The following is an 18,011-nucleotide window of genomic DNA, read 5'->3' as shown; positions in this document are numbered from 1 at the left end:
AGGATGATCCGGTGGGCCGATCGGACGGACCAGGGCTACGAGCGGCCGATGGGCGCGCAGCGGAGCCCGCAGCCGGGCCCGCGGTGGAGCCCGCCGCGCGGCAGGGCACCCGGCTGCGGCACGAGGCGCTGCTCGCCTTACTGCGAAAGGGGGTCACGGACGTACCGGATCTCGCCGACGCCCTTGCCGTCTCGCCCTCCACGGTGCGGCGCGACCTGGCACGGCTCACCAAGGACAACAAGGTGGCGCGTACCTACGGCGGCGCCGTAGTCCCGGAGGCGTTCCAGGAGCGGCCGGTCGCCGAGAGCGCGCTGGTACGGCGCCAGGCCAAGGACGACATCGCGGCCGCCGCGCAGTCCCTGCTGCCCAGTTCCGGCGCCGTGTTCGTCGACGCGGGCACCACCTGCGCGGCACTCGCGCGCAGGCTGGCGCACTCCACGCCCGCCACCACGCGGACGCTGGTGGTGACGCGCGGCCTGGAGACCGCGGCGGCGCTAGCCGAGTCACCCGGGCTCGACGTGGTGATGCTGGGCGGCAGCGTGCGCAGGCTCAGCCACGGCATGGTCGGCCCGCTCACCGACCTCGCGCTGGACCGCATGTCGTTCGCCCTGGCCTTCCTGGGCGCGGACGCGGTGGACCCGTGCCGGGGTGTCGGGGAGCCGACGCTGGAGGAGACGGCGGTCAAGGAACGCGTCGCCGCCCGGTCGGATCGCGTCGCCGTACTCGCCGACGCGACGAAACTGAAAGTGGGCGACGCACCGGCTTGGGCGCGGCTGTCCGGCGGCTGGACTCTGGTCACCGATGCCGAGGCGCCCTTGGAGCTGGAGGGGCGGTGCGCGGAGCAGGGGGTGACCCTGCTGCGGGCGGAGAGCCGTCGCGCCTGACCTCTCGCCGCCCCACCGGCCCATCTTGGCGCATCCTCCGCTCACCGCCCCTCGCGACGGCCGAAGAGCACCGGCACGCAGAGCAGCAACAGCACCGCCGCGGCGGTCTGGTAACCGGTTGCCACGGCCCGGGTGAAGCTCTCCACCGCGGCAAGATGCAGCGCCTCCCCCTCCTCGGCCGCGGCAGCCAGCGCGGCGGAGGTGGAGTGCGCGTCCCCTGCCAGCGCCTCCGGAAGCTGGTCGGTGAAGCGGATGTTCAGCACGGTGCCGATACCCGCGATGCCCAGCGCCGCGCCCAGCTCCCGCGCGGCACCGTTGAGCCCCGAGCCCATCCCCGCGTGCTGCGGGGGCAGCGCGCCGAGGATGCCGGACGAGAGCGAGGGCATGGCCAGGCCCGCGCCGACCGCCATCACCATGAGCCAGGTGGTGTAGAGGGTGTACGGCGTGTCGCGGGTGGCCGTCGACATCAGCAGCAGCCCGGCGACGAGCAGCATCAGTCCGGTGCCGACCACCCGCCGCTCGCCGTAGCGCCGCGCCCAACGCACACTGATCTGCGTGACGATCACCATCCCCACCGCCATCGGCACGATGGCGAAGCCGGTGCGCAGCGGCGAGTAGTCCTTGACGTACTGCAGGAACTGGGCGTTGACGAAGAAGAGCGTGAACATCGCGAAGAAGACGGCGCCGACCCCGATGGTGCCCGCGCGCACCGCCGGGAGCCGGAAGAGCCTCGGGTCGAGCAGGACGACCCGGGCGCGCAGCTCGTAGAGCGTGAAGAGCGTGAGCACCAGGGCCGAGACGCCGAAGGCGCCGAGCACGACCCCCGAGGACCAGCCCAGTTCCGGGCCCTCGATGATGCCGAACAGCAGCGGCACCAGTCCGCAGGTCAGCAGCACCGCCCCCGGTACGTCGAGCGCGCCCGTGCCATGCGGCAGGCGTGGCGCGACCATTGCCGTCACCGCCAGCAGCAGCACGCTCGCCGGGACGTACGCCCAGAACAGCCCCTGCCACGGGAACGCCTGGAGGATCAGTGCGCCTCCCGCGTTGCCGACCACGCCGCCGATCGCCACGGAAGCGCTCCAGCTGGCGATCGCGGAGGCCCGCCGCTCGGCGGGCATCACCTGCACCAGCACCGACATGGAGGCCGGCATCGCCAGCGCCGCGCCCGCCCCGGAGATCCCGCGGCCCGCGATGAGCACGGGCACACCGGTGGCGAGCGCGCTCATCAGCGCACCGGCGCCGAAGACGCCGATGCCGGTGAGCAGCATGCCCTTGCGTCCGAAGCGGTCGCCGAGCATGCCCGCCGGGATCAGCAGGCAGGCGAAGACGATGACATAGGCGTCGACGATCCACAGCAGCTCGGGGGAGCTGGGCCGCAGGTCGCCGGCCGAGATCTCGGCGATGGCGAGGTTGATGGCCGCGACCAGCGACTGCAGCACGAGCACGCAGGCGCACATCAGCATGAGCACGGTGCGCTGCCGCCGGACGGTGGGCCGGTCCGGCGGCGGGCCGTCGCGCTCGTTGCCGCCCGCGCCGGGGGAGTGAGCCGTGTGAGCCGTCGTCATCATCAGCGCCTGAAGATCTCCGCCGTCAGGAACGCCAGATCGAGCGACTGGCTGTGGTTGAGACGCGGATCGCAGGCGCTCTCGTATCGGAACCCCAGCTCGTCCTCGGTGACCTCCTCCACCGTGCCGCCGACACACTCGGTGACCGAGGTGCCGGTGAGTTCGAGATGGATGCCGCCGGGGTGGCTGCCCAGCGCGCGGTGGACCTCGAAGAAGCCGGTGATCTCGTCCATGATGGCGTCGAACCGCCGCGTCTTGTGACCGTCGGGTGCTGTGTAGGTGTTGCCGTGCATCGGGTCGCACACCCACACGACCTGCGCCCCGCTCGCCTGCACCTTCTCCACCAGCCGGGGCAGCTTTTCCCGTATCTGGTCGGCTCCCATCCTGCTGATGAACGTCAGCCGGCCCGGACGCCGCTCCGGATCGAGCCGCTCGATCAGTGCGAGGGCGTCGTCGCTGGTGGTGGCCGGGCCGAGCTTGACGGCCACGGGGTTGCTGATGTGGCGGGCGAATTCGACGTGCGCCCCGTCCACCTGCCGGGTCCGCTCGCCGATCCACACCATGTGCCCGGCCACGTCGTAGAGTGCGCCGGTACGGCTGTCTACGCGCGTCAGCGCACTCTCGTAGTCGAGGATCAGAGCCTCGTGGCTGGTGAAGAACTCGGTGGGGCTCAGCCGGTCGGGGTCGGCGCCCGAGGCCCGCATGAAACGAAGCATGCCGTCGATGTCGCCGGCCAGATGCTCGTAGCGCTGCCCGGCCGGGGAGAGCCCGAGGAACTCCCGGTTCCAGGTGTGCACCTGCGCCAGGTCGGCGATGCCGCCGCTGGTGGCGGCGCGCACGAAGTTCAGCGTCGCCGCGGAGTGGTCGTAGACCTGGCGCAGCCGTCCCGGGTCGGGCCTGCGCGCCTGCGGTGTGAACTCCAGGCCGTTGACGGCGTCCCCGCGGTAGGAGGGCAGCGTGACCCCGCCGAGGGTCTCCTCGGAGCTCGAACGCGGCTTGGCGTACTGGCCGGCGATGCGGCCTACCTTGACCACAGGCAGCTCGGACCCGTACGTGAGGATCGCGGCCATCTGCCAGAGCGTCTTGAGCTTGTGGCCGATCTGGTCGGCGGTGACGGAGTCGAAGGTCTCGGCGCAGTCGCCGCCCTGGAGCAGGAACGCCTCACCGCGGGCGACGGCCGCGAGGCGGTCCCGCAGCGTGTCGCACTCCGAGGCCGCCACCAGCGGCGGGAGGGTGGTCAGTTCGTCGGTCACCGCGCGTAGCGCGCCGGGATCAGGCCACTCAGGCTGCTGGGCGGCCGGGACCGCGCGCCAGGTGTCGGCCTTGGGATCGGGCGGGAGGGTTGTCGGGAAGTCGGTGGTCTGGGAGCTGGGGCCGGTGGAGGACATGCGCGTCTCCTTCGGGTGGAATGTGACCGGATGGGCTGCCGGGCGGGCTTGAGCTGCGGTGCGGGCTGCGGTGCGGGCTGCGGTGCGGGCTGCGGTGCGGGCCGGGCGGTGACCGCCGTGCGGGGCGGTCATGAGCGCGTGCCGCTCAGCAGCCGGGGCCGCCGGGTCAGTGCCCGCACCGCGTTGTCGACGACTGTGTGTCCGATGCGCCCGCTCAGGGACATCAGCGACTCGGGGTGGAACTGCACGGCGGCGAACGGGCGTTGCGCGTGTTCCACGGCCATCGGCACGCCGTCGTCGGTCTCCGCGGTGATCCGCAGCTCCGCCGGGAGGGCGTCCGCCAGGGCGTACAGCGAGTGGTAACGGCCCACCTCGAACGACTTGGGGAGCCCGGCCAGCAGAGGCGAGTCCGCGTCGGTGACCCGCACCCGCGACGGCTTGCCGTGCACCGGCCGCTCCAGCACCCCGATGCCGCCGCCGTAGTACTCCACCAGCCCCTGAAGGCCCAGGCAGACGCCGAAGACCGGCAGCTCCAGCCGCTCGGCGAGCTCCAGCGTCCGCCCGAGGCCGAAGTCGGCGGGGCGGCCCGGCCCGGGGGAGAGCACCACCAGGTCGGGACGCTGCCGCTCGATCACCGGCAGATGCCGGCCGCTGCGGTAGGTGGTGACTTCCGCGCCGGTCTGCCGCAGGTAGTCGGCCAGACAGTTGACGAACGAATCGCGGTGGTCCACCAGTACGATCCGCAGGCCGTCACCGGTACGGGTCCGCGCGGGCGCTGCCGGGACGCTGCGCGGCGGGTCCAGTACGTTCAGCAGCGCGGACGCCTTGAGCTCGGTCTCCGCCTCCTCCGCCTCGGGCGACGAGTCGTGCAGCAGCGTGGCGCCCGCCCGTACGGTGGCCACGCCGTCGCGCACCTGGATGGTGCGCAGCGTCAGCACGGTGTCCAGACTGCCGTCGAAGCCGATGCTGCCGACGGCACCGCCGTACCAGCGGCGGGGTGACCGCTCCTCACGCTCCAGGAACTCGACGGCCGCAAGCTTGGGCGCGCCGGTGACGGTGACCGCCCACAGGTGGGCGAGGAAGCCGTCCAGCGCGTCCCGGCCAGGGGCGATCTCCCCTTCGACGCGGTCGACGGTGTGGATCAGCGTGGAGTACAACTCGGTCTGCCGCCGTGCGGTCAGCCGCACGGTGCCCGGTACGCACACCCGCGCCTTGTCGTTGCGGTCGACGTCCGTGCACATGGTGAGCTCCGACTCCTCCTTCACGGAGTCGAGCAGCTCCCGGATGCGGGCCGCATCCTCCAGCGCGTCCCGGCCGCGCGCGATCGTGCCGCTGATCGGCGAGGACTCCACCATCTCGCGCTCCTGGCCGAGCTCGCCGGTGCGGTGCACCCGGACGAACATCTCGGGCGAGGCGCCTATCAGGTATTCGCCTCCGCCCAGGTTGGCCAGCAGACTGTGCGGCGCCGGGTTCGTCTCCCGCAGCCGGCGGAAGACGGTGGAGGGCGGCTGGGCGCAGCCGCGCCGGAAGACCTGACCGGGCACCACCTCGAAGAGGTCACCGGCGGCGAAGCGCGGCATCGCCCTCTCCACCAGCCGGGCGTACTCGCCGGGGGCGCGCTCGCGCGGCTCCGTGGTCGTGCCCGGTGAGAAGGGGAGAGCGGGCGTGTCGCGCCGCATCCCGAGTGTCGAGACCTCACCGACCCGGAAGTCGTAGCGGTGCTGGCGGACTTGGTCCGCGCCGAGGTCGAACTCCATGATCTCGTCGGGAAGATGCAGCACCATGTCCCGGTCCTGCGGGTTGCGCTCCTGGTGCAGCTCGATCTGCTCCATCTGGAAGATCAGGTCGTAGCCGAAGGCACCGTAGAGACCGAGAAGGGAGTCCTCCCGTGATGCCAGTGCCGCCTTGACCGTGCGCAGCGCCGCGAAGACGCCGGAGTGACGCGTCCGGTCCTCCTCGGCGAAACCCACGCCGGGCGGCGGCACCAGGCCGCTCACCACGTCCGCGGTGACGTCCGGTTGCCGCAGGACCTCTGCCAGCGCCGGCCGCAGCGCGGGCAGCAGCACCCGGCCACGTGCGTTGAGCGCCCGTACGGCCAGCAGGCCGCCGGTGACGTTGATTTCCAGCGGTGGATCGACGTACCCGACGACGCGGTCCACGCCTCGGTGGAGCAGCATTCCGCGGCGCTCGTCCAGCGCCTTCTCCAGAGTGGCGAGAGCCGCGGCGGCTTGGACGTTCATCGGCTGGCTGACGCGCAGGACGCCCACGCCCGCGGGGGTGCCCCAACGGGCCTCGGAGGCGGCGTCCGGCTGCGGCCGTGCGGGAAGGATCGGTAACGAGGACAAGTCTCCCCCTTGGGACTTCGAATGGGTCACGGCTGGCTCGAGTACGCCTCGCGCATGGTGCGCTTGAGTGCCTTGCCGGTGAGACCGGCGTGTTCGTCGCTGCCCTTGAGGACGATCCGCTCGATCCGCGGCAGCCCCTGCTCGCGCAGCACCAGGTTGATACGGCCGCGCAGGTCGTCGAGGTCTCCCTCCGCGAGGCTGTCCGCCGGCTCCACACTGAGGACGAGGTGGGCGTCCGCGCTGTCGGCGGCCCGGTCGGCGCCCTGTTCGGCGGCGACCAGGGAGCAGTCGAATATCTCCGGGAAGCCGGTGAGGATCAGCTCCTCACATTCGGTGCTGTAGACGGTGCCGCCGCCGGTGGTGATGCTGTCGGAGGCGCGGTCCACGTGGTAGTAGAGGCCGTCCTGGTCGCGGTAGGCGAGGTCGCCGGTCAGCCAGTAGCCGCGCACTCGGTTTCGCTCGCTGAGCAGCGTGTTGTTCCAGTAACCAGAGGTGACCGTCGGGGACTTCAGGGCCAGACGGCCCACGGTCATGGGCCCGACCGGCTCGTCGTGCACGTCGAAGATCTCGACGTCGATCCAGTCGAAGGGCTGACCGATGCAGCGTCCGTAGCGGTCGCTGGTCGGCGTGTGGACGGTGCGGAACATCGCGAAGCCGAACTCGGAGGAGCCGAAGTTGTCGATGAACAGGGAGCCGCGCCGGACCTCCCCGCCCCGGTCGGTGTGCGTGCCCTGCCGCACCAGCTTCCTGATGTGCTGCTCGTGGTTGGCGTCGCCGGTGCACATCCAGCGGGAGACCGAGTCCAGGTCGCGGTTGTCCAGGTCGACCCGGCACAGGTCCACGAAAGTCCTCGGGAAGCCCCCGACGAGGTTCGGCCGGAAGCGCTCGATGGCCTCCACCAGTTGCTGCGGTCCCCGCTGGGTGGCGAGCAGCACCGTCGAGCCGCGCAGCACGGCGGACATCAGCACGGAGATCGCCGAGGCGTGACTCTGCGGCAGGGCGGAGAGGATGCGCGCACCGAGGTCGGCCCCGGACTGCTGCCTGATGCCGAAGAAGAAGCCCCGGTGGTTGAACTGCACGGCCTTGGGCACGCCGGTGGTGCCGGAGGTGTGGGCGATCAGGGTCGGGTCGTTGTCGGTGTGGGTGAAGCGCCGGTAGGGCTGGTCCGAGTGCGGATCGGTCTCGTAGTAGCGGATGCCGAGAGCGTCCGGGGGGAGCCGGTCGTGGTCCGAGACGACCGCGACCGCACCGACGTTGCCGATGAACCGCGTCGCGATGTCGGTCGGCAGCCCGCTGTTGAGGAAGACGGGAATGGCGCCGATCTTGTTCAGGGCGACGTAGTGCACGAGGTAGCGCACGCTCTCGTCCAGGAAGAGGGCGACGGGATCCTTGGGCCGGATGCCGTCCTGCCAGTAGCCGCCGGCTATCCGGTCGCTCACCTCGTCCAGCTCGGGGAGTGTGAGCGAGGTGAGGACGCGGCCGTCGTGGCAGGTGTAGGGCTGGTCCAGTTCGATGGCGACCGCCACGGCGAGGACCGTGTCCGCGCTCGCCAGCGGGAAGAAGTTGCCGGCGCCGAGCGCTTTGTTCTTCAGCAGGTTCGACTGCATCGGTTCGTGTTCCTTCCTCATGCGGCACCGGAGTCGCCGGGGCCTGCGGTGCTGGTGTCGGTGGTGCTGGTGTCGGTGGTGCTGGTATCGGAGGGGCCGGTATCGGAGGGGCCGGAATTCTTCCCGGGCGCTGTGCCGCTCCCGGGCACCGGATCCAGGCACGGCTCCATCGCCGCCCGGATGTCCTCGGGCACCGGCAGGGAATTGTGCGAGGTGAGGGAGAGGAAGACGAGCACCGCGCGCATGCGCACCCGGATATCGCCCTCCTTGGCGCCCACGCACAGGTACTGGAGCTCGAAAGAACTGCTGCCGATGCGCTGCAGCCGTACGCTGAAGCGCACCCGGTCACCGACCCTGCTCGGACCGAGGAAGTCGCATTCCAGCCGTACGGTCGGAATGCCGATGCGCCGCTCGGTGAACATCGCCCCGTAGTCGATCCCGAGATGCTCCTCGAACCAGTCCTCGAGCAATTCGTTGACCATGAAGAGGTACTGCGGGTAGAAGACGATGCCCGCCGGGTCGCAGTGCTGGAAACGGATGAGCCGCTCGACTGCGAACTCCGCAGGCCGGGAAGGATTACCGGGCATCCTGGGATACCGCCTTCCGGGCGGCTTCGTCGGCCTCACGCAGCCGGAACCGCTGGAGTTTCCCGGTGCCGCCCCTGGGCAGCTCGGAGCAGAATTCCATCGCGCGCGGATACTTGTGAGGCGCGATCGTCTGCTTGGTGAAGTTCTGGAGTTCTTCGACCAGTTGGGGCCCGGGCGCGCGGTTCCCGGCGAGGACCACGAACGCCTTCACGATGGAGCCGCGTCTGCTGTCGGGCACGCCCACCGCAGCGCACTCAAGCACCGCCGGATGGGACAGCAGGGCGTCCTCGACCTCAGCGGGCGAGATGTTGTAGCCCGCTGAGACGATCATGTCGTCGGTGCGTGCGCGGTAGTAGAAGTAGCCGTCCTCGTCCAGCGAGCCGGAGTCCCCGGTGAGGTTCCATCCGTCCTTGACCCAGTCGTGCTGGCGCTCGTCGGCGAGGTAGCGGCAGCCGGTCGGCCCTCGCACGGCGAGCCGCCCCACCTGGCCGGGCGGCAGCGCGCGGCCCTGCTCGTCCCATACGGCGGCCGTGTACCCGGGCAGCGCCCGCCCGAGTGCGCCGGGGCGGGCCGGTGCGTCGCGACCCGGCATGGAGATGAAGATGTGCAGCAGCTCGGTGGCCCCGATTCCGTCTGTCAGATCGATACCGGTCTTCTGCTTCCACAGTTCGCGGGTGGCGGTGGGCAGCGCCTCCCCGGCGGAGACGCATGCGCGCAGCGAGGAGAGGTCGCAGTCGTGCGCCTCGGTCGCCACCATGCGGTAGGCGGTGGGACCGCTGAAACAGACGGTGGCGCGGAAGTCGGCGATGGCGCGGGCCAGGGCGATCGGCGAGCCCTCGCTCAGCAGCACCGTCGACGCCCCGTGGTAGAGCGGGAACAGCAGCAGGCCGCCGAGTCCGTAGGTGAAGGCGAGCAGTGGTGACCCGATGAAACGGTCCTGCTCCGACACTTCCAGCACATGGCGGGGGAAGGTGTTGCAGACCGCCAGCACGTCCCGGTGGGTGTGGACCGATGCCTTGGGGGAGCCGGTGGTGCCGGAGGTGAAGGCGATCATGCACGGGTCGGTGCGGGCGGTGTCGACGGGTGTGAACCGCACCGGCTTGGCGGCCATCGCCGCCTCCAGACCGGCCTCCGGGCCCCCGTGGAAGTACATCAGCCGGGGCCGGACACCCTCCGGCCGGTCTTCCAGCGCCTCGGCCAGATCCCCTGACAGTCCCCGCTCGCACAGCACGTGGTCGATGCGGGCCTTGTCCAGGATGTAGGTGATCTCCTTGGGCCGCAGCAGCGGCAGGGTGGTGACCACCACGCCGCCCGCCTTGATGACGGCAAGCCAGATCGCTGCCAGCATGGGGCTGTTGGACCCGCGCAGCATCACGCGGTTGCCGGGGGTCAGGCCGAGATCGGTCGTCAGCACGTGGGCGATCCGGGAGACGATCTCGTCCAGATCCTGGTAGGTCCACCGGATGCCGTGGGGTGAGATCAGGGCGAGGCGCGCCCCGGCATCGTCCTGCTCCGCCCAGCGGTCGACGAACTCGCCGGCGCAGTTGACCCGTGTCGGGAAGTCGAGCTCGGGAAGGGTGGAGCCTAGTTCCGGCTGCTGGGAGAGCGGTGGCATGTTGTCGAGGACGAACGTGTCCGTGTGCGCGGTGCGCGTGTCGTACGTGGTGGTGGACGCGTTCTCACTGAGGGCATCAGCCATGTTCGGCCTTTCTCGGTAAGGGTGACGCGGCGAGGCACCGGGCCGGTCGGTGTAGGGCAGCCGTGTGCCGCCCTCGGTCACTGGGCATGGCGGACCGGCACTCGCGGAGTCACGCGACGGGGGTGATGCGGGCATCCAGCGACGGTGCTGGACAGACGGATGCGGGCGCTGCCGGACGTGCCGGCCTCGCCGCTTCAGGTGCTGGGTGTGGGCGCGGGTGGCGGCGTCCTGGTTGACGGACACCGCAGACAGGGGGAAGCGAGGTGCGCACGCCGACGCCGTACGGCCGCGGTGGGCGCCGGCGCTCCCGGGGAGGCCGATGGTGCGAGCCGTTTTGTGACGGGGAGTCTTGGCCTGCTGGTGGGACAGACGCGGGGACCGGGGTGGCGGACGGGCATACCAACGCGGGTCATACGGTCAGTGGGCGGATGACGGACGCGGGCGGGCGGTTCAGCGGTCGCAGGCCCGCCCGCTGTGCTGGTCCCGGGCCTGCGCCAGGCCGCCGGCCCGGGGGGTGGGAACGCCTCGCAGCCGCGGACCGGAAGCGGCCCGCGGCTGCGGTGTGGCTCTGCCGGCTGCGGGGTCGGGCGTGTCGAGCAGCGCGGCGCCCCGCAGGCCGGCTGACGGTAAAGCGACGACGTGCGTCGTCAGTCTTGTGCGGTACACGGACAACCCCCCTTTTACGCGCCCCACATCGAGGCACCGGTGACTTCGTGTAGTGACACTAAGGCTTAGGGTTGCCGAGGCGTAAGAGTGTGCAGGTTGGAGTCAGCGCGCTCATATTGCCGGGGCCGCCGGCCGGGAGGCGGGAGTTTCGTCATCGCTCTGCCCGGCTCCGGGTATCTGCCCGTGCGCGCGCCTGCTTCCAAGTCGATCACCGCTGCGGCGCAGTGCGTCGCGCGTCACGCGCCGAATTGCTGCCGGGGAGGAAAGCGGAAGCGCCGGAAGCCTACGCCGACAACCTGCGCCGATGCGGTCGGCGAGCCCCGGAGGGAATGCGCGCGGGGCTTCGCGGATCAAAGCGCTGTCCGACTGCGGTATTTCCGCGGTTGAACGGACAGCCATCGAGGATTTCGATTTCGGTGTGCCACGGCGGCACCGTTGAAAGCCATTGACGGCCGTTCACGGTGCAGTATCGCATCTCCAACCTACCACACCTGTCGCGCAGTTATGCGGGAGTTGCGTGAAACGATGCGGAATAATTAGTTCCGAAAAGCATGGACGGTAATGCACGTCACACATAACCCGTTCTTGCGTCCTGGTTCAGCTCATTCCGGCATGTGGTCACGGGAAAGCATTCCCGATAACGGGCCCCAGTACGCCACCTCGAGGACGACCGTACCTCCGGGCGCGGACGCCAGGAGGTAACGCGCCCGCAGTCGGGCGGCCCACTCCTCTTTACGCGAAGACCAGGCGGTCGCAAGTGCCGGGCGCTTTCAGGAGGTCGGCGGGGAGCAGGCGGACCGCGCCCACGGCGGCCGCCGCCGGGCAGGAGACCGGCTGAGTGCTGGAGAGCGCTCTCCCTCGCAAGGTAGAAGTGCGCCCCGGCACTGTCAAGACGCCGGACGAACTGCCCTGCATTCGTCACCTCATGAACTCAACGGATCGGGTCAGCGGGCCCTGCCGGCAGCGGCAAACAGGGACCAATTACCAGAACACGGTGCCTTTCTGTCGAGGAGTCGGCCAGAACTGAGAGAACTCCGTCCGCAGCCCTTGACACCTCGTTCACTTCCAAGAAAGCTCCGGACGCAAGAGAGCGCTCCCAGGTCTTCAGTCGTTCACTTCCTGAACTAGGAGAGTTGCCCATGCCCACGCCCCCCACCCACGACGCGGCGGATACCCCCAGATCCGCACCTTCCCGCCGGAAGGTCCTCGGAGCGATGGCCGTCGCGGTCCCGGCCGCCACCCTCACGACCCTTTCCTCGGCGGAGACCGCAGCCGCCGACTCCCTGCCCGCCGCCGCCGATCCCCTGCCCGGCGGCGGCGACCTCGGCCCGAACGTGCTGGTCTTCGACCCCTCCACACCCGGCATCCAGGGCAAGCTGGACGAGATCTTCGCCCGGCAAGAGTCGGCGCAGTTCGGCACCGGCCGCTACCAGCTGTTCTTCAAGCCGGGCAGTTACCAGGGACTCAACGCCCAGATCGGCTTCTACACCTCCATCGCGGGCCTCGGCCTGTCGCCCGACGACACGACCTTCCACGGCGACGTGACCGTCGACGCCGGATGGTTCGAGGGCAACGCCACGCAGAACTTCTGGCGTTCGGTGGAGAACCTCGCCCTCATCCCGGTCAGCGGCACCAACCGCTGGGCGGTCTCCCAGGCCGCGCCGTTCCGGCGGATGCACATCAGGGGCGGCCTCAACCTGGCGCCCGCCGGTTACGGCTGGGCGAGCGGCGGCTACATCGCCGACAGCCGGATCGACGGCACCGTCGGGCCGTACTCCCAGCAGCAGTGGTACACGCGGGACAGCTCGGTCGGCGGCTGGCTCAACGCCGTGTGGAACATGGTGTTCTCCGGGGTCCAGGGCGCGCCGGCGCAGAGCTTCCCCGACCCGCCCTACACCACCCTGGCCACCACCCCGCTCTCCCGGGAAAAGCCCTTCCTCTACCTGGACGGTGCGGACTACCGGGTCTTCCTCCCCGAGCTGCGCACCAACTCCAGCGGCACCACCTGGGGGAACGGCACCCCGCGCGGCCAGTCGCTGCCGCTCAGCGACTTCTACGTCGTCAAGGAGGGCGCCACCGCCGCCACCATCAACGCGGCGCTCGAACAGGGCCTCCATCTGCTGCTGACCCCCGGCATCTACCACCTCGACCAGACGATCGAGGTGCGGCACGCGAACACCGTGGTGCTCGGGCTGGGTTACGCCACCCTCATCCCGGACAACGGCGTGACCGCACTGCGGGTCGCCGACGTGGACGGCGTACGCCTCGCCGGGATACTCGTCGACGCCGGCCAGGCCAACTCCGAGACCCTGGTGGAGGTCGGGCAGCAAGGCGCGTCCGCGAACCACTCCGCCAACCCGATCACGGTCCAGGACCTCTTCATCCGCATCGGCGGCGCGGGCCCCGGCAAGGCGACGACCAGCCTGGTCGTCAACAGCCGCCACACGATCATCGATCACACGTGGATCTGGCGCGCCGACCACGGGGATGGCGTGGGCTGGGAGACCAACCGCGCCGACTACGGCCTCGTCGTCAACGGTGCCGACGTCCTGGCGACCGGGCTGTTCGTCGAACACTTCAACAAGTACGACGTGCAGTGGTTCGGCGAGCGGGGCCGCACCATCTTCTTCCAGAGCGAGAAGGCGTACGACGCCCCCAACCAGGCGGCGATCGACAACAACGGTCAGAAGGGCTTCGCCGCCTACCGGGTCGGCGATTCCGTGAACACCCACGAGGGATGGGGGCTGGGCAACTACTGCTACTACAACGTGGACCCGACGATCATCCAGGGCCACGGATTCGCGGCGCCGAACAAGCCGGGCGTGAAGTTCCACCATCTGCTCGTCGTGTCCCTGGGCGGCGCTGGCCAGTACGAGCACGTCATCAACAACATCGGCGCACCGACCTCGGGCAGCGACACCATCCCGTCCACGGTGGTGTCCTATCCCTGACGGGACGCGTGATCCGGGTGCACGAAGAGGTGCCTGACCTCCTGCCGCGGACCGGTCCGCCCCGCTGAACCTCCCCGCGGGCGGGCCGGTCCGCGGCCGCACCCGTCCGGCCGCGCGACGAGGAAACGGACCGGGGCGGTGTCCCGGCCGGTCCGTATGGCCGCGAGCCAGCCGTTCACCGGACGGCCGTCGGCCGTGCGGGTGAGGATTTCGTACCGGCCGTCCTCCGCGCCGTCCGGGCATTTTTCGCGGCGCCGGACCGGGGCACTCTGAGCCCATGACGACAACGAAGATGATGCGTGTGATCAGTCAGGACGTCCTCGGCGGCCCCGAGGTGCTGACGGAGAAGGAAGTGGAACGCCCTGAGCCGGGCGTGAGCGGGCTGCTGGTCCGGGTGCACGCGGCGGGGCTCAACCCGACCGACTGGAAGCACCGGGCCAGCGGGCTCTTCCTCGGCGAACCGCCGTTCGTTCTGGGCTGGGACGTCTCCGGGGTCGTCGAGAAGGTCGGCCTCGGCGTCACCCTCTTCAAGCCGGGCGACGAGGTCTTCGGGATGCTGCCCTATCCGTACGGTGCCGGCGCGCACGCCGAATATGTGACCGCACCTGCGCGAAGCTTCGCCCACAAGCCCTCCGGGATCGACCATGTGCAGGCCGGAGCGCTGCCGCTGGCCGCGCTGACGGCCTGGCAGACGCTCGTGGACACCGCCGGAGTACAGGCCGGGCAGCGGGTACTGATCCACGCGGCGGCGGGCGGGGTCGGGCATCTGGCTGTGCAGATCGCCAAGGCGCGCGGCGCGTTCGTGATCGGCACGGCCAGCGCCGCCAAGCACGAGATGCTGCGCGGACTGGGTGCGGACGAGCTGATCGACTACCGGCAGGTCGACTTCGCCGACGCCGTCAGCGGGGTGGACGTCGTACTGGACACCATCGGCAGCGACGACTACCGCACCCGCTCCCTGACCACCCTCCGCCGCGGCGGCACCCTCGTCTCGATCCTGCCGGTCGGGCAGCAGAAGCTACGGGAAGAGGCCGACCGCAGCGGCGTGCGGGCGGAGCTGATGGTCGTCGAGTCGGACCACGGCGGCATGAACGCGATCGCCGCCCTCGTCACCGCGGGCCAACTGCGCGCGACGATCGCCGCGGCCTTCCCCTTGGCGCAGGCCGCCAAGGCCCACGCCGAGGGCGAGACCGGCCACACCACCGGAAAGCTCGTCCTCCGCTGCCGCGAGGACTGACCGCCGGCGACCGGGGGCAGCTCTTCGCCGAGATGGGCGGAGTGCCAGCCCCCGGCAGTATCCCGCCGCTCTGTCCGTATCGGTGTCGGTAGCTGGCACTCCTCGCCCAGCCGGGCTGTCGGCGCAGCCGGTGCTCAGGCGGAATCACGCGCGACGTCGAGCAGCTGACCGACTGGATCCGGCACACGGGGTCCGCACCTGACACCGTGACCGAAGCGGCGTTGCGGCAACTGGTCTGACACAGCAGCGCTGGTATCGGTCGATGTTCTGACCAGGATTTCCCACGGATCATGGTCACGCCATCGACCGACGAAGATCACGAACTGGCCAGGGTGTGCAGCCCCCGCCCAGCCCTGCATGACCCCTGGAGCGTGGGTTGGTTATCTGGCATGCTCTCGCCAATGCAACGCGCGTAGAACCACTGGGAATCCAGGAGGCGGGACATGTGTGAGCAGTGTGGTCCGGACGAGGGCGCGGGGGAAGAGCCGCTGGAGGCCCGGCCCTCGGGGCCGTCACGCAGAAAGCTTGTGCTCGGCGTCGGCGCCGGGCTCGGGGTGGCGCTGACGGGGGCGCCGATGCTGACGTCATCGGCCTCGGCGGCGACTCTCAAGGACGGCCGCTGGTGCAACCCCGCCCGGGGCTACTTCCCCTCGGGCGGGCACTACGGGGCACCGCGCGGCAGCTACCCGCACGCGGGGCAGGACGTCACCAACTCGACGGGCACGGCCGTCTACGCGGCTGCCGCCGGCACCGTGATCCGCCGCGGCACCGGCGTCCTGACCGGGCGCAGCGGGTACGGCCTGGTCCTCTCGCACGGCAGCGGACGGTACACCTACTACGGGCACCTCAGCCGGTTCCGGATCGCCCTGAACGCCCGGGTCTCCGTCGGCCAGCGCATCGGCGACATGGGCGCCACGGGCAACGTGACCGGTCCCCACCTCCACTTCGAGACCCACGCGGGAGGGCTGGGGGCCACGACGAATCCCGTCACCTACCTCTCCGCCCGAGGCGTGGACCTGGGCGGCGGCTGGTCGGCCATCAGTCCTGGGGCCGCGGGCACGACCGTCAGGGCCATCCAGTACCTGATCACCCAGCGCGGCACCAAACTTGTAGCCGACGGGGTCTACGGCTCGGTGTCGGTCAGCGCGGTCAAGAAGTTCCAGACCTCCCGGGGGCTGGTGGCGGACGGCCAGGTCGGGCCGAAGACCTGGCCGAAACTCGTGTACTCGCTCCGGCAGGGGAACTCGGGATCGCACGTACGCGCGCTTCAGGTGATGCTGAACAAGCACAGCGCGGGGCTCGCCGTCGACGGCGGTTTCGGCTCGGTGACCACCTCCGCCGTCCGCGCCTACCAGAGCGCCAACCGCCTGTACGTGGACGGTCTGGCGGGCGCGAAGACCTGGGAGGCCCTCGTCGGGTGACGGCGCGACGGCCGCGCGCACCGACGGGTGCGCGCGGCCGTGCCGTTGGCGCGATCGCGCGGACCGGGAGCGGCCAGGGAAGCGGTACGCCATACTGTGTTCGCCAAGGACAGCGGCCGGTTCTGACCACGGAGCGGATCCCATGCGCCAGATGCTCTCCACGCGACGCCAAGGCGTGGCTCTCGTACTCCTCGCTCCGGGCATGGCGCTGCTGCTGGCCGGATGCGGGAGCGAAGGCGCGGACAAGGCCGGCCCCGACCAGCCGAGCACGGGTGGGACGTCGGAGAGCCAGGCCACCCGATCGCCGGGGCCGGAGGCGACGCCCGACAAGAGTCCGAGTGCCTCGCCCCGCCCCACCGACGACAAGCTTCCGGCGGAACCCACCGCGGAGTCGAGCTCCCAGGTCGACGAGGCGTTCGGCGCGGCGCGCGCAGCCGCCCTCCAAAGCGGCCTGCGTTATATCGATGCCGCACTTGGTACAGCCAAGGACATCAGCAAGGCTGACGCCCAGTGCGCCGACCTCCAGCGGACCGCCGCCACCCCGGACCAGCTCGCCGCCGAGCGGTTCAGCACCGGGAACCACACGGTGACCGAGGCCGACGGCAAGCGGATCAACACGCTGTTGCGCAACACGTATTGCGGCTGAAGCAGCACCGCCTGCGTGGTGTCGCTCCGGCAGCGCGGTCGGCACATATGAGCTCTCGGGCACGGTCTGACTATGCGACGATCCTGGCAGGAACCGAGAGATGTGGCGGGTAGGCATGGGAAAGATGCACGCGGACGAAGCGGAGACCGACGCCGAGTTGGTCCGGCTGCTGCTGCGTGCCCAGTTCGCTCTTAGCCGTGCAGCCAGACCCGCAGCGGACCGACCGGCTCGAAGCCATGACGTATGGCTGCCGCCAGGTCGTCTCCCTGTTCGTAGCCGACCACCGGCAGGGTGGGGAACAGCTGGTTCACCGCAGCCAGTACGACCGGCCAGGCCGCGTCAGGGCCGCTGTCCAGCGCGAAGACGTTGGAGATTCCGACCACCTGGTCGCTGCGGCTCGCCACCGCTCCGGCGAGCACACGGCCGTCGGTGGAGTGTCCGGCGAGCAGGAAGGTAGCTGGGTCGTCGAGTAGTTCGGGCCGAAAGAGGTCCGCGTTGCCTGCCCTGTCGTCCCAGGCGAGTGCCCAGGCGCGCAGCGCGTCCGGATTGCCCGCCACGTCCCACGAAAGGTCCGGCGCCGGGGCGGGCGCGCGCGCCGGGCGGTGGATCCACTGCGCCTCGAACAGCACCTGGAAGCCGGCGGCCTCCGTCAGGTCGAGGTCGGCGAAGCTGTCCTTGACGGAGGCGCCGGGTGCGGTGGTGTCGACCCGGGACACCAGCGCGGTCGGGTCGGCGCCCGGCACCAGCGTCACCGCGTCGGGGTAATACAGTGGCGTGCGGGACGGAGCGGACCACGCCTGTGCCTCGAATTCGCCCACCAAGCCGTGCGATCGGCTCATCGCCGCGCACCACTCGGCGTTGTTGCGGGCGGCGGCCCGGGCCAGGAACTGCGGGGAAGTCGTCACGACTGGGATCATGACACTCCGGCCCGGTGCGTCGAACGGATTTCCGCTGACGGCAGGAGGGACGGTGAAACGCCACCGGGAGAACCTGGAGGGGATCGCCGACGGACGAG

At 70.4% G+C, this 18,011-nt stretch carries 12 protein-coding genes; 5 read left to right on the top strand and 7 right to left on the bottom strand.

Going from position 1 to position 18,011, the window contains the following annotated elements; genetic code table 11:
* Window positions 1-11 precede the first annotated feature (11 nt).
* On the top strand, window positions 12-884 hold the full coding sequence (locus LHJ74_RS02845) for a DeoR/GlpR family DNA-binding transcription regulator (protein WP_260215805.1): 873 nt from the start codon (window positions 12-14) through the stop codon (window positions 882-884).
* 41 nt (window positions 885-925) lie between these two features.
* On the opposite strand, the gene LHJ74_RS02840 is transcribed toward LHJ74_RS02845, so the two are convergent.
* The 6 genes from LHJ74_RS02840 to LHJ74_RS02815 form a co-directional block, all read right to left on the bottom strand.
* Window positions 926-2,449 carry an MFS transporter gene (locus LHJ74_RS02840; RefSeq protein ID WP_260215804.1) on the bottom strand — a complete coding sequence of 508 codons (1,524 nt, stop codon included), beginning with the start codon at window positions 2,447-2,449 and terminating at the stop codon, window positions 926-928.
* Between the two features lie 2 nt (window positions 2,450-2,451).
* On the bottom strand, window positions 2,452-3,837 hold the full coding sequence (locus tag LHJ74_RS02835; protein ID WP_260215803.1) for a class II 3-deoxy-7-phosphoheptulonate synthase: 1,386 nt from the start codon (window positions 3,835-3,837) through the stop codon (window positions 2,452-2,454).
* A gap of 128 nt (window positions 3,838-3,965) precedes the next feature.
* The gene (locus tag LHJ74_RS02830) at window positions 3,966-6,182 is read right to left on the bottom strand and encodes an anthranilate synthase component I (RefSeq protein ID WP_260215802.1); all 2,217 of its coding nucleotides are present in this window, start codon (window positions 6,180-6,182) and stop codon (window positions 3,966-3,968) included.
* A 26-nt stretch (window positions 6,183-6,208) separates the two neighbouring features.
* Window positions 6,209-7,789, bottom strand: coding sequence for a class I adenylate-forming enzyme family protein (locus LHJ74_RS02825; RefSeq protein WP_260215801.1), 1,581 nt, complete (start codon window positions 7,787-7,789; stop codon window positions 6,209-6,211).
* Window positions 7,790-7,806: 17 nt separating this feature from the next.
* Window positions 7,807-8,376 carry an acyl-CoA thioesterase gene (locus tag LHJ74_RS02820; protein WP_260215800.1) on the bottom strand — a complete coding sequence of 190 codons (570 nt, stop codon included), beginning with the start codon at window positions 8,374-8,376 and terminating at the stop codon, window positions 7,807-7,809.
* Window positions 8,366-10,075 carry an AMP-binding protein gene (locus LHJ74_RS02815; protein ID WP_260215799.1) on the bottom strand — a complete coding sequence of 570 codons (1,710 nt, stop codon included), beginning with the start codon at window positions 10,073-10,075 and terminating at the stop codon, window positions 8,366-8,368. Before LHJ74_RS02815 ends, LHJ74_RS02820 begins: the two co-directional genes overlap by 11 nt.
* Before the next feature lie 1,805 nt (window positions 10,076-11,880).
* Between LHJ74_RS02815 and LHJ74_RS02810 the strand changes: the two genes are divergently transcribed.
* The 4 genes from LHJ74_RS02810 to LHJ74_RS02795 all read left to right on the top strand — a co-directional run bounded on the left by LHJ74_RS02810 (window position 11,881) and on the right by LHJ74_RS02795 (window position 16,996).
* Window positions 11,881-13,692 (top strand): pectate lyase-like domain-containing protein, encoded by a 1,812-nt coding sequence (locus LHJ74_RS02810; protein WP_260215798.1) that lies wholly within the window; start codon window positions 11,881-11,883, stop codon window positions 13,690-13,692.
* A 277-nt stretch (window positions 13,693-13,969) separates the two neighbouring features.
* Window positions 13,970-14,929, top strand: coding sequence for an NADP-dependent oxidoreductase (locus LHJ74_RS02805; protein ID WP_260215797.1), 960 nt, complete (start codon window positions 13,970-13,972; stop codon window positions 14,927-14,929).
* Window positions 14,930-15,483: 554 nt separating this feature from the next.
* Window positions 15,484-16,350 (top strand): peptidoglycan-binding protein, encoded by an 867-nt coding sequence (locus tag LHJ74_RS02800; RefSeq protein WP_260215950.1) that lies wholly within the window; start codon window positions 15,484-15,486, stop codon window positions 16,348-16,350.
* A gap of 142 nt (window positions 16,351-16,492) precedes the next feature.
* Window positions 16,493-16,996, top strand: coding sequence for a hypothetical protein (locus LHJ74_RS02795; protein ID WP_260215796.1), 504 nt, complete (start codon window positions 16,493-16,495; stop codon window positions 16,994-16,996).
* Between the two features lie 191 nt (window positions 16,997-17,187).
* Here LHJ74_RS02795 and LHJ74_RS02790 read toward each other — a convergent pair whose 3' ends face one another.
* Complete coding sequence (locus LHJ74_RS02790) at window positions 17,188-17,901, bottom strand: hypothetical protein (protein WP_260215795.1); 714 nt, start codon at window positions 17,899-17,901, stop codon at window positions 17,188-17,190.
* Window positions 17,902-18,011: the final 110 nt, after the last annotated feature.

The organism is Streptomyces gossypii (assembly GCF_025165795.1).
GTDB lineage: Bacteria > Actinomycetota > Actinomycetes > Streptomycetales > Streptomycetaceae > Streptomyces > Streptomyces gossypii.
This window is presented reverse-complemented; position numbering and strand designations above follow the sequence as displayed.

Bases quoted from the DNA above. Each gene is read 5' to 3' on its own strand.
- LHJ74_RS02840 (WP_260215804.1), bottom strand. From the start codon at position 2,449: ATGACGACGGCTCACACGGCTCACTCCCCCGGCGCGGGCGGCAACGAG.
- LHJ74_RS02835 (WP_260215803.1), bottom strand. From the start codon at position 3,837: ATGTCCTCCACCGGCCCCAGCTCCCAGACCACCGACTTCCCGACAACC.
- LHJ74_RS02825 (WP_260215801.1), bottom strand. From the start codon at position 7,789: ATGCAGTCGAACCTGCTGAAGAACAAAGCGCTCGGCGCCGGCAACTTC.
- LHJ74_RS02820 (WP_260215800.1), bottom strand. From the start codon at position 8,376: ATGCCCGGTAATCCTTCCCGGCCTGCGGAGTTCGCAGTCGAGCGGCTC.
- LHJ74_RS02815 (WP_260215799.1), bottom strand. From the start codon at position 10,075: ATGGCTGATGCCCTCAGTGAGAACGCGTCCACCACCACGTACGACACG.
- LHJ74_RS02810 (WP_260215798.1), top strand. From the start codon at position 11,881: ATGCCCACGCCCCCCACCCACGACGCGGCGGATACCCCCAGATCCGCA.
- LHJ74_RS02805 (WP_260215797.1), top strand. From the start codon at position 13,970: ATGACGACAACGAAGATGATGCGTGTGATCAGTCAGGACGTCCTCGGC.
- LHJ74_RS02795 (WP_260215796.1), top strand. From the start codon at position 16,493: ATGCGCCAGATGCTCTCCACGCGACGCCAAGGCGTGGCTCTCGTACTC.